The organism is Legionella quateirensis (assembly GCF_001467955.1).
GTDB classification, from domain to species: Bacteria; Pseudomonadota; Gammaproteobacteria; order Legionellales; family Legionellaceae; genus Legionella; species Legionella quateirensis.
In genome coordinates, this window is record NZ_LNYR01000031.1 from 83,150 (window position 1) to 95,123 (window position 11,974).

Consider the following 11,974-nt stretch of genomic DNA (forward strand, 5'->3'; position numbering starts at 1 on the left):
AGCCAGAAAGGAATTGTTATGAGTAAAATTTCTGCACCAAAGTCTATAGATTTATCGAGTTTTCAGCTTCCTGCAGAGCAGCTCCAAACGAAATATGGGTTACCTCAAAATGTAGAATTTTGCAGAATTTGTGTTATTTCAAATCAAAGGCCTAATTCCGCAGTAGAATATGAACATAAAAAGGAATCAAAAAAACTCACCATCCATTTTGATGAGCACGGAGTTTGTGACGCCTGTCGTGTTGCTGAACGGAAAAAGGCAGGTATTAATTGGGAAGAGCGGGACGCTGAGTTAAGAGAGCTTTGTGATCGATTTAGAAGCAAAGACGGTTCTTATGATTGTGTAGTACCCGGTTCAGGTGGCAAGGACAGTTTTTATGCCGCTCATATATTAAAGTATAAATACGGTATGAACCCACTGACTGTTACCTGGGCACCTCATATGTATACTCCCTGGGGCTGGAGAAACTTCCAATCCTGGCTCCATGCCGGTTTTGATAATCATTTATTCACACCGAATGGTCGAGTTCATCGATTGGTTACACGATTAGCTGTCGAAAATTTATTTCATCCTTTCCAGCCATTTATGATAGGCCAAAAAGCATATGCTCCTAAAATGGCTTTACTGCATAATATAAAATTAGTTGTGTATGGAGAAAATGAAGCAGAATACGGTAATCCTATAGGTGATACTGAGTCTGCCAAGCGTGATTGGAAATATTTTACCGCTGAAGATAAGAGCAAAGTCTTTTTAGGTGGAACATCAGTTCAAGAGTTAAAAGATAATTATGGTTTGGTCAATTGCGATTTGGACGCCTATTTGCCTGCAGATCCTCAGCAAATAGAAGAAAAACAAATTGAAGTTCATTATCTGGGCTATTATTTGAAATGGCATCCACAAAGTTGCTATTACTATTCAGTAGAACATGGTGGTTTTGAGGCTTCTCCTGAAAGAACGCCGGGAACTTACAGTAAATACAATAGTATCGATGACAAAATTGATGATTTTCATTACTTTACTACCTTAACCAAATTTGGTATCGGCAGAGCAACCTATGATGCTTCTCAGGAGATACGTTCTGGTGATATTACACGAGAAGAGGGCGTGGCTTTAGTAAAACGTTTTGATCAGGAATTCCCCGAGCGATTTGCGGAAGAAATATTTAAATATTTGAGTATCAATCCTAAAGATTTTCCAATTGCGTCTCAAATGTTTGAACAGCCCATCATGGATAGAGCTTATTTCATGGCCTTGGCTGATACATTCAGATCCCCACATTTATGGAAAAAAGAAGACGGGCAGTGGTTATTAAGACATCAGGTAAGTAACCTTGAAAAAACTACAGCGGAATATCTGGAGACAGTTTGATGAGTAATGTCCGACTGATTGCGCGATTGGATATTAAAGGTCCTAATCTTATTAAAGGAATTCATCTCGAAGGTTTGAGAGTTGTTGGCAATCCGAATGAATTTGCTATGCAGTATTATGCCCAAGGCGCGGATGAGTTAATTTATATGGATACAGTTGCCTCCTTATATGGTCGCAATAATCTCTCTGATATTGTAAAAACAACAGCAGAAAATGTATTTATACCAATCACAGTAGGTGGTGGTATTCGAAGTGTTGATGATGTAAAGCAACTGCTGCGTTGTGGCGCTGATAAAGTAGCAATTAATACTGCGGCTACTAAAAATCCTTCTCTATTATCCGATATAGCGAGGCGTTTTGGTTCTCAGTGCGTGGTTTTGTCAATCGAAGCAAAACGTACTGTAAACGGCAGATGGGAAGTGTTGACTGATAATGGACGTGAACACACTTCTATGGATGTTGTTGACTGGGCTAGAAATGGTGAAGAATTTGGAGCCGGTGAAATTTTATTAACGTCTATAGATCAGGAAGGCACTCGAAAAGGTTTTGATCTGGAATTAGTAAAACAGGTGTCAGAAGCAGTTTCAATTCCGGTAATAGCCAGTGGTGGTATGGGACGATTGGAAGATTTAACTGATGTGATTCGTGAAGGCAAAGCTGACGCAGTAGCTATGGCTGATGTATTGCATTATAAAAGATTAAGTTTGTCCGAAATTAGAAATTATGCGTTAGATAACGATATTCATGTGAGAACCCTATGAGCTCAGTGTCCATTATTGATTATGGCGTAGGTAATTTATTAAGTGTTGCACGTGCTTTTCAATATTTTGATACTACTGTCAATATAGTAAGTACACCAGAAGATATTATGAAAGCCGAACGATTGGTGTTACCCGGTGTGGGGGCATTTGCAGATGGTATGAAGGGATTAACTGATTTAAATTTTGTTGAACCTGTTAAACAATTTGCTGCAAGTGGCAAACCTTTTCTCGGTATATGTCTTGGAATGCAGATGATGTTATCCAGGAGCTGTGAATTTGGCACACATCAAGGGTTGGACCTGATAAGCGGTGACGTTGTTTCTATTCCTCTCGAAGGCATTGATGGTACGCCTCATAAAATACCCCATATCGGCTGGAATGAACTGATTGCCTTGCCTCAGAGTGAGGATTGGTCAAATACTATATTAAAGAATATTCCAGATAAATCATCAGTTTATTTTGTTCACTCATTTATGGCCGTTCCTGCGAGTCCGAAACATCGACTGGCCGATGCACTATATAATGGTCAGGCAATTAGTGCGGTAATAAAAAATGAAAATGTATATGGATGTCAATTTCACCCAGAGAAAAGTGGTGAGGTAGGATTGAAAGTTATCCACCAATTCTTACAAATTTAGGATGAAATAAGTGAAAGTCTTAGCAATAATACCAGCTAGAGCCGGTTCCAAAAGATTGCCTGGAAAAAATACACGATTACTTGCTGGTAAACCTTTAATTGCTCATACCATAAATGCCGCATTTCAATCATCTTGTTGCGACGAAATCGTTGTTTCGACTGACAGTCAGGAAATCGCTGATATTTCCATGGCCTATGGAGCCTCTGTTCCCTGGCTAAGACCTGATTATTTAGCGAATGATTCCTCTGATGTAATATGTGCAGTGATAGATGTCCTCGAACGCTATGCTCAAATAAATCGGTTTTTTGATAGTGTTTTATTACTGCAGCCTACTTCCCCGTTTAGAAAAGCCGAGACTATCAGAAACGCTATAGAAATGCATAGGGAGACTGGCGATAGTGTCGTATCGATTAATAAAGTATCTTTTAAACCGTCATGGTATCGAGCCATAGACAAAGAAGGTAACCTGACCAAGGTAAATGTGTTCATCAATAATGATGCTACTGAAGAAGACTCTCCAATATATAGGCTTAATGGCTCAATCTATATTGCCAGTACAGAGCAAATCATTACCCATAAGACTTTTTATAGTGAACCTACAAAGGCTTTACTAATCGACAGCCCTAGTGAGTCTATAGATATAGATACTTCTCTGGACTGGGCTTTAGTAGAAAAATTATTAGAATTGAAGGATGAGGTTCTTTTATGAGTTGTTTTATAATTGCTGAGGCCGGTGTAAACCATAATGGTGATATTCAACTGGCGAAGGATCTGGTTTATGCCGCAAAAGAAGCAGGAGCCGATGCAGTAAAATTTCAAACGTTTAAAGCAGATACTCTGGTCAACAAAACTGTTGGAAAAGCAGAATATCAAAAAAATAACGCTCCGGATTCAAGTACTCAATATGAAATGTTAAAGGCATTGGAACTTAGTGAAGACGATCATTATCTCCTGAGTGAACTGTCTCAATCAATTGGCATAGAATTTATGTCAACTGGTTTCGATCATCAGACTATAGATTTCCTGGTATCTTTAGGGGTACGCCGACTTAAAATCCCCTCTGGCGAAATAACCAATATACCCTATTTGCACCACTGTGCCAGCAAAAAACTCCCTTTAATTATCTCTACTGGCATGTGCGATTTGGATGAAGTGCGCGCAGCGATTGAAACAGTAAAACCATACTTTGGTAAGGATTTTGCTCAAAGTCTCGTATTGTTGCATTGTACTTCCAATTATCCTGCTGCTTTTTCAGATGTTAACTTAAAAGCCATGCAGACTCTGGCTGAAGAATTTAATTTACCGGTTGGCTATTCCGATCATACTTTAGGTATTCTTGTTCCTACTTTGGCCATTGGAATGGGCGCTTGCGTTATTGAAAAGCACTTTACAATGGATAAGTCACTGTCGGGGCCGGATCATCTTGCATCAATGAGCCCTGATGAATTGAAAACCCTGGTCAGTTCTATTCGAGATGCGGAATCTGCGTTAGGAAACGGTGTGAAAAAACCTTCTGAAAATGAAATCCCAATTAGAGCATTGGTCAGAAGAAGCGTTACCTTAAAACACGACTTGCTAAAAGGCGATCAAATTAATAGCGAGGATTTAATTTTATTAAGACCAGGTACTGGGATTAGTCCCTCGGAATTGCCAAATGTTGTAGGTGCTCGCTTGAGTGTAAATCTACCTGCTGGTAGTACTTTGTTATGGGAACATATTGACGCGTGATGGGTAGAAAGATTATTTATATTACTGGCACTCGAGCTGATTATGGCCTAATGCGTGAGGTGCTAAAAAAACTGGATTCCGCTGAAGACATGGATTTATCTGTCTGTGTGACCGGAATGCATCTTTCAAGTCTTTATGGAAATACAGTAACTGAAATTGAAAACGATGGTTTTCGAATCTGTGGCACCATTCCTGTTGATGTAGAGCAGACAAATCATAGCACTATGGCCAAATCAATAGGTTATGAACTGATCGGTTTCACCGAAGTATTTGAACGAGAGCAACCGGATATTGTTTTACTGCTAGGCGATAGAGGCGAAATGCTGGCTGCGGCAATTGCGGCAGTGCATTTAAATATTCCAATCGTGCATTTGCATGGTGGCGAACGGTCAGGAACTGTAGATGAGATGATTCGTCATGCTATTTCCAAATTATCGCATGTTCATTTTGTCGCTACTGAATCGTCCAGAGAACGATTGATAAAAATGGGAGAGAAAGAAAACTCCATTTTTGTAGTCGGAGCACCAGGTCTGGATGAAATAAAACAATACAACACTTCGAGCAGAGCCACATTTTCCTCGCGTTATGGATTTATACCGGAAAAGAAGATTGCTTTATTAATTTATCATCCTGTAGTTCAAGAATATCAAGATATTAAAAATCAATTTCACAACGTGATTCAAGCAACTCTAAGTAAAGGCTTACAGATCATTTGTCTTGAACCAAATTCTGATGCAGGTGGTCAGTTGATAAGAGAAGCAATCCAGGAGTATCTACATCATCCTGAAATCAGGATCATCAAACATTTGCATCGATCTGAATTTATTGATTGTCTTGCTAATTCGGATGTGATGGTAGGTAATTCCAGCAGTGGAATTATCGAAGCGGCTTCATTTAAACTCGCCGTTGTCAATGTAGGTACAAGGCAAAATTTACGAGAACGAAGTAATAATATTATTGATGTTAACACTGATTTTGACGCGATATTGTCTGGATTAAACAGTGCGTTGAATCAATTCAGAGATAATATTGTTAACTGTTATGGTGATGGGAATACGAGCGAACGCTGTTATCAGCTTTTAAAAACTATGGCATTAGATCCTCAAATATTAAATAAAAGCAATGCATACTAAATTAAAAATAATAGGTTGTGGCGGACACAGTAAAGTAGTTTTAGATGCTTTATCGTTCAGCGCAAAGCCGTTTGAACTATCTCTTTGTGATAGTAATAAGGATTTATTAGGCAAGGAGCTGAGTGGACATTTGATTGATTCTACTATGGACGATTTGATTGATTATACTGGATTAGCACATGTTGCAATTGGCAATAATCAGGTCAGGTTTGATATTATTCAATCAATTTCTCGAAAGGCTTCATTGTTCACCATTATTCATCCAGCAGCAATTATTGCTAAATCATCACAAATTGAATCAGGAACTTTTATTGCTGCACAAGCTATTTTGGGACCAGACAGTTTTATAGGCGAGGGATCCATTATTAATCATAGCGCGGTTGTGGATCATGAGGTGAGGATTGGTTCATGTTCACATATTGCGCCTAATAGTACATTGGGTGGTAAGGTAAAGATAGGAAGTCGAGTTTTAATAGGTGCCGGAGCAGTAGTTTTGCCCGGTGTTTCTATAGGTGATGGAGCAGTAATAGGTGCTGGATCAGTAGTAGTTAAAGATGTAAAACCAAACTCTATTGTAAAGGGTGTCCCTGCGGTATAAAAGGAATAAAATGATTACTATCAAAGACTTATATGTAAATAAACAGTTTAGCTTGAAAATGGCTCTGAGCAAACTGGATGAAACGGGTCAGGGGGTATTGTTTTTAGTAGATGGTGACGATGGATTTATCAGAACAATAACTGATGGTGATATCAGGAGACTGTTATTAAAGGATTGTACTCTGGAGTCTACTCTTGATCAGTTATCCGATCATTCGTCCAAATCTCTTCCCGCGTCCGCAACCATTCAAGATGCTTATCACTTGATGACAGAATTCGCACTGGATCATATTCCTGTGTTGGATGAGCACAACAGACCTGTGCGATTAATTCATCGTAGAGAGTTGTCTTCCAATATATTACTGTCCTCTCCGCATATTGGAGAACATGAACAACAATACGTTCAGGAGGCATTTGCGACCAACTGGGTTGCGCCATTGGGACCTAACGTTGATTCATTTGAGAAAGAAGTCGCCAGTTATATTAATGTAAAATCAGCTGTTGCCCTGAGTTCAGGAACAGCGGCGATTCATCTGGCTCTGGTTTTATTGGGTGTCGGACCGGGAGATACAGTTTTTGCGTCGAGTTTCACATTCGTCGCAACGGTCAATCCCATACTTTATCAGGGCGCAATTCCCGTATTTATCGATTCTGATCTGGACAGTTGGAATATGTCCCCAGTTGCGCTGTCCAGGGCATTAAAGGAAAGTAAAGAAAAAAATAAATTACCCAAGGCAGTTGTTATTGTTAATTTATACGGCCAAAGCGCGAACTATGACGCTCTGTGCAAGATCTGTGATGAATATAACGTTCCTATAGTGGAAGATGCCGCTGAATCTCTAGGGGCGACTTACAACGGTAAGCATAGTGGAACCTTCGGTAAGTTAGGCGTGTTCTCATTTAATGGAAATAAAATCATAACCACCTCTGGTGGCGGAATGTTGGTTTCAGATGATGAACAGTTAATTGAACGCGCTCGATTTTTAGCAACTCAGGCGCGTGATCCTGCGTCCCATTATGAGCACAGTGTTGTAGGTTACAATTATCGTATGAGTAATGTTCTTGCTGGAATTGGAAGAGGCCAATTAAAAGTCTTGGAAAAACGGGTTAATTCAAGAAGAGCGGTCTTTAATCAATATAAAGAGGCATTTTCATCGCTTCCTTTTATTGAAATGATGCCAGAGATTAAAAATGGTTTTACTACCCGTTGGTTATCTACCATGATTATGAAACCGGACTGTTCCACTATTAGACCGGAATCAGTTATAGAACAACTAAAACCATACAACATCGAAGCAAGAAGAACCTGGAAACCGATGCACAGACAACCCTTGTTTGCTGGTACTGCTTATTATCCTCATGATGAGAATTTTAGTGTATCTGATTATTTATTTGATCAAGGTATTTGCCTTCCTTCCGGATCTAATTTAAGCTCCCGGGACATAGACAGAGTCATACATTGTTTGAATGATATTTTCAAATGCAACCAAAACAAAGCTGAGGTAGTTTAGGTATCATGAATGAGAAAAAACCATTGAAGGAAACAGTGATTAAAGCTGGTGACATTCAACCGTTAAAAACCTATTTATTGGATTTATGGCGATACAGAATGTTGCTTTGGGTATTTACTGCAAGGGACATTAAGGTACGCTACTCTCAAACAGTACTGGGTTTTGGTTGGATTGTGTTGTCACCATTGATTACAGTGGGTGTATTCACCTTCGTTTTTGGATTTATGATTAAAATCCCGACGGATGGATTGCCCTATCTTTTATTTTATCTTGTAGCGATCATACCCTGGTATGCTTTTATGGCGATGATTAACCTGACCATGGGTTCCGTAGAAGGGAATGCCGGTTTGGTTAATAAAATATATTTCCCCCGGCTTTTATTAGGAGGAACTTATACTTTGTCAGCTGGTGTGGATTATGTTGTTGGTTTTGGGCTTATTATAATTTGTGCCAGTATTTATCATCGACTTGACTATCATTTGTTTGTGCTCTTTCCCTTGCTGTTTTTAATTCAGGCAATGTTTGCCATGGGATTGGGTTTGTTTTTGGCACCATTTAGTACGCGATACAGGGATTTAAAATTATTTGTACCATTAGCATTGCAGTTCTATTATTTTGCAAACCCAATTTTATATCCAATATCTGCTTCACCTCGGTGGTTACGTCTATGGTATGAATTTAACCCTATGAGTATGGTTATTTGTGGATTCCGTGATGCGTTAAAGGGTAGTTGGCCAAATCCCGAGCAATTTGTATTCGGATTTTCTGCAGCAATTATTGTATTCGTGGTAGGTTTCACTACCTTTAGGAAACATGAACAATCTTTAGTAGACGCATTATGAACTGGATATTAAGAGTAGATAACTTAAGCAAAGTATATAGGTTGGGTGCTGGAGCAACGGAACATGGCACTCTATATGAACAATTATCGAGAAAGGTGAAGAAAAAATTATTCGGGAAGAATAAGTCTCCTGTTGATGATATTGACGACTTACAAAAGGCGTCTGCTAAGGTTGTTGTTTCTAACGAACAAACCGAAGGTCTTCCGCATGGTTATTTCTGGGCATTAAAAGATATTAATTTTCAGATAAGTCCCGGAGAACGAATCGGCCTGATTGGACAAAATGGTTCCGGTAAAAGTACCTTATTAAAAATTCTGTCTAGAATTACGGCTCCCAGTCATGGCGAGTTCCGTTACAGAGGACATTTAATCAGCTTACTGGAAGTTGGAACAGGTTTTCACCCTGAATTATCTGGACGGGAAAATATTTATTTAAATGCCGCAATTAATGGCTTAACACGACAACAGATCAATTCTATATTTAAGAATATTGTAGAGTTTTCAGAGTTAGGCGGTCAGATTGATACCCCAGTAAAGCGTTATTCTTCGGGTATGTATATGAGACTCGCTTTTTCTGTAGCCGCTTTTCTTGAATCAGAAATATTACTTATAGACGAAGTATTGGCTGTTGGTGATAAAGACTTCCAAAAGAAATGTAAAGAAAAAATGCTGGAAGTAGCAAATGACGGCCGTTCAGTCATTTTTGTTAGTCACGACATGACTGCTATTGAGTCAATTTGTAAAAAAGTAATTGAAGTGTCTCATGGTAGAATAATTGACACACGAAACATTATACCGAACGCTGAACCAGCGGCAGTAGAGAATATCATTGAAATACCCCCTGCTCCTGAATTGGTAGTTCCAGCAGCTCCGGAATTGGTGATACCACCTGAACCTGTAATTGCTCCGGTAGATCCTGTTAGAAAGTTTGCACTTTGCTCAGAACAAAACTGGGAGAATGATTTAGCTAATGCTCCTCAGATACAGGACACCACGAAACTGCATTCATTAAAATTGCTGAATGATGATGGTGAAATCCAGGAGAAATTTACAGTTAATGAAAACGTACATTTGGAAATTAAATTTAATGTATTGAAGAATAATGCCAGAATCAATGTAAGGGTTGATTTATCTTCATTTGAGGGAGCAAAACTATTTTCTATTATGGATCATGCTGCCCTGGCGCAACATCCAATGCGGGAAGAAGGATTGTATACAGAAACCGTTATGATTCCGAAAGAATTTTTAAATGAGGGTCAATTCACGATTTCTGTGTTACTCAATGAGCAGGATAATGATCAAAATGAAATTAAATGCATGGAGTGTTTATCCATGAAAATTATTGATGATCAATTACCTGTCGGTGTTCGTTCCAATTGGACTGGTACCTGGCCAGAAGGTTTATTAAGACCTAAGTTAGTCTGGAATATTGAACACACTAAAAGTAAAGAGTTTCAAATTGAAACAGAAATTAAATCTGTAATTGAAGAAAGTTAATTTGTTGTTACGTGGTTTATCAATAAGTTCGGGAAACGTCATCTCGAACGGGGTGAGAGATCTCCTGAAATGCCTGCATTTGGAGATCCTTCACTGAGTTCAGGATGACGTTATAACCACGGAACATGTCATCCCTAGTGAAACGAGGGATCCCCTGAATGAGGCAGGAACGCGACTCAGCTGCCACTTTAAGGAACTCACCGCGTTCAAGATACCGAAATTTTCGAGGTTTTGAGAAGTTACAGTGTAACTTCATATTCAATACAGTTCAGGCCTTACTTTATCTGTATTTATTATCCTGAGTCAGACAGTTGTAGGAACGCTTTTAGAAAATGAACACTAATAATACACAAAGAAATACATTGTTATACGTGCATATTTCTACACATTTTAAAGAAATAATCCGCGTCGCGCGGGTCATGAAAAACAATAAAGTGTATCAACCGTTTATTTTTTTTGATGCAAAATATGAAGGGGTAGAACATCATATTGCCTTATGCGAAGCGGAAGGCATTCAATACATCTGTTACTTTGACACCAATAATACCGTAAAGATTAAATTGTGGTTTCGGATTGTACGAAGATTATTTATCATTTTATTGCAGTTTCTTGAAATTATAAAATACCTCCTGCTTCCCTTTGCTTTAATAATTAAAACTCTTTATGGGGTTTATAGTAAATTATTTAAAAAGGAATCGGGATATAAGCGCCTGAAGACCAATAAACATCTTCCCAAATTATTGCTGTCTGGTTATACCTTTGTTTGGAATAATGTTCCCTTTCTTCTCCCTGCAATTTCCCGGTTAGCCTATAGATATTGTCGATACATTCCTGGAATATTAAAACAATATGATATAAAGCTGATGGTTTTTCCCGAGCATAATTTATTTTATTTTACTCAGTTATTCGTCTATTTAGGAAAAAAACAAGGAATATCTTCTATTATCGTTCCATTTACGATTGCCAATACTATGGAGTGGGCAGAAGCATTCTATAAGGAAAAATCACGATCCTTATCCAATCTGTATAATAAAGTATGCGCTGTGGCATTTCCGCATTGGATTCTCACTTATAAAGAAAGACAATTGCTGTTGCCTGTAGAGTTAGTTCTTTTTCATGAAATGCTACAAATCACTCCTAAAAATCCCTGGTTATTAAATAGCGGTGATATCGATTTCCTGGCTTTGGAAAGTAACGCAATGAAAGACTATTATATATCCGCAGGTATAGAAGAGAAGCATTTACGGGCTACAGGGGCTTTGTATAATGATGAACTTTATTTTAAATTACAGAACGCGGATGCAAACAGAGACAAGTTATATCAATCATTGAATATGCAGCCGGGCAAGCCATTACTTTTATGCGCCTTACCTCCAAATCAATGTGAGGGACGCAAGGATGAACTGGAGTTTTCAGATTATGAGGAATTAGTACGATTTGTCATGTCTGAACTATCTAAATATGCGGATGATTATAATATTATAATTAATTTGCATCCTCGTATTAATCCTGAGACGGTTCAATTTATCAATGATTATCCAGTAACTATTTTTAATGGAGATATTGCTGAAGTAATACCGTTAAGCGCAATTTATGTTGCTACCTGCTCAGCAACAATCAGGATGGCAGTAAGCTGTGGGATTCCAGTTATAAATTACGATCTATATCGTTATCGTTATGATGATTACAATCAATTGGAGGGTGTACTCACCCTGTTTGATCGTGATGAATTTTCAGTTCAATTACAGAAATTGATTGTTGAAAAAATGTTTTATAAACAACTTCAATTGGCTCAGATCAAAGACAGTAACAAATGGGGCACTCTGGATGGTAAAGCCGGAATCAACTTACTCAGTGAAATTGATTTGTTATTTGTTTAGAGCGCTTTTAAGTTGCAGCA

11 protein-coding genes are annotated in these 11,974 nt (G+C 38.4%); all 11 read left to right on the plus strand.

Annotated elements, in window-relative coordinates:
- The first annotated feature begins 18 nt into the window (after positions 1 to 18).
- Entirely contained in the window at positions 19 to 1,368 is a 1,350-nt protein-coding gene (locus tag Lqua_RS10010; protein ID WP_058474142.1) for an N-acetyl sugar amidotransferase, read from the plus strand.
- Complete coding sequence (gene wbuZ, locus Lqua_RS10015) at positions 1,368 to 2,129, plus strand: glycosyl amidation-associated protein WbuZ (protein WP_058474143.1); 762 nt, start codon at positions 1,368 to 1,370, stop codon at positions 2,127 to 2,129. The genes Lqua_RS10010 and wbuZ overlap by 1 nt, the downstream gene beginning before the upstream one ends.
- Positions 2,126 to 2,767 (plus strand): imidazole glycerol phosphate synthase subunit HisH, encoded by a 642-nt coding sequence (gene hisH, locus Lqua_RS10020; RefSeq protein ID WP_058474144.1) that lies wholly within the window; start codon positions 2,126 to 2,128, stop codon positions 2,765 to 2,767. The genes wbuZ and hisH overlap by 4 nt, the downstream gene beginning before the upstream one ends.
- A 10-nt stretch (positions 2,768 to 2,777) precedes the next feature.
- Positions 2,778 to 3,476: an acylneuraminate cytidylyltransferase family protein gene (locus Lqua_RS10025; RefSeq protein WP_058474145.1), complete on the plus strand. Its 699-nt coding sequence runs from the start codon at positions 2,778 to 2,780 to the stop codon at positions 3,474 to 3,476.
- Entirely contained in the window at positions 3,473 to 4,495 is a 1,023-nt protein-coding gene (gene neuB / locus Lqua_RS10030) for an N-acetylneuraminate synthase (RefSeq protein ID WP_058474146.1), read from the plus strand. The genes Lqua_RS10025 and neuB overlap by 4 nt, the downstream gene beginning before the upstream one ends.
- Positions 4,495 to 5,628, plus strand: a complete 1,134-nt coding sequence (gene neuC, locus Lqua_RS10035) for a UDP-N-acetylglucosamine 2-epimerase (RefSeq protein ID WP_058474147.1) — start codon at positions 4,495 to 4,497, stop codon at positions 5,626 to 5,628. Before neuB ends, neuC begins: the two co-directional genes overlap by 1 nt.
- Positions 5,618 to 6,226 carry an acetyltransferase gene (locus Lqua_RS10040; protein WP_058474148.1) on the plus strand — a complete coding sequence of 203 codons (609 nt, stop codon included), beginning with the start codon at positions 5,618 to 5,620 and terminating at the stop codon, positions 6,224 to 6,226. The genes neuC and Lqua_RS10040 overlap by 11 nt, the downstream gene beginning before the upstream one ends.
- Before the next feature lie 10 nt (positions 6,227 to 6,236).
- A complete protein-coding gene (locus Lqua_RS10045; protein ID WP_058474149.1) occupies positions 6,237 to 7,736 on the plus strand; it encodes an aminotransferase class I/II-fold pyridoxal phosphate-dependent enzyme in 1,500 nt (499 codons plus the stop codon).
- Between the two features lie 5 nt (positions 7,737 to 7,741).
- Positions 7,742 to 8,578, plus strand: coding sequence for an ABC transporter permease (locus Lqua_RS10050; RefSeq protein WP_058474150.1), 837 nt, complete (start codon positions 7,742 to 7,744; stop codon positions 8,576 to 8,578).
- A complete protein-coding gene (locus Lqua_RS10055; RefSeq protein ID WP_058474151.1) occupies positions 8,575 to 10,074 on the plus strand; it encodes an ABC transporter ATP-binding protein in 1,500 nt (499 codons plus the stop codon). The genes Lqua_RS10050 and Lqua_RS10055 overlap by 4 nt, the downstream gene beginning before the upstream one ends.
- Positions 10,075 to 10,406: 332 nt before the next feature.
- A complete protein-coding gene (locus Lqua_RS10060; RefSeq protein WP_058474152.1) occupies positions 10,407 to 11,954 on the plus strand; it encodes a hypothetical protein in 1,548 nt (515 codons plus the stop codon).
- The last annotated feature ends 20 nt before the right edge of the window (positions 11,955 to 11,974 follow it).

Coding starts and splice junctions, on each gene's coding strand:
- Lqua_RS10050 (WP_058474150.1), top strand. CDS start 7,742: ATGAATGAGAAAAAACCATTGAAGGAAACAGTGATTAAAGCTGGTGAC.
- neuB (WP_058474146.1), top strand. CDS start 3,473: ATGAGTTGTTTTATAATTGCTGAGGCCGGTGTAAACCATAATGGTGAT.
- hisH (WP_058474144.1), top strand. CDS start 2,126: ATGAGCTCAGTGTCCATTATTGATTATGGCGTAGGTAATTTATTAAGT.
- Lqua_RS10010 (WP_058474142.1), top strand. CDS start 19: ATGAGTAAAATTTCTGCACCAAAGTCTATAGATTTATCGAGTTTTCAG.
- Lqua_RS10060 (WP_058474152.1), top strand. CDS start 10,407: ATGAACACTAATAATACACAAAGAAATACATTGTTATACGTGCATATT.
- Lqua_RS10055 (WP_058474151.1), top strand. CDS start 8,575: ATGAACTGGATATTAAGAGTAGATAACTTAAGCAAAGTATATAGGTTG.
- wbuZ (WP_058474143.1), top strand. CDS start 1,368: ATGAGTAATGTCCGACTGATTGCGCGATTGGATATTAAAGGTCCTAAT.
- Lqua_RS10045 (WP_058474149.1), top strand. CDS start 6,237: ATGATTACTATCAAAGACTTATATGTAAATAAACAGTTTAGCTTGAAA.
- Lqua_RS10040 (WP_058474148.1), top strand. CDS start 5,618: ATGCATACTAAATTAAAAATAATAGGTTGTGGCGGACACAGTAAAGTA.
- neuC (WP_058474147.1), top strand. CDS start 4,495: ATGGGTAGAAAGATTATTTATATTACTGGCACTCGAGCTGATTATGGC.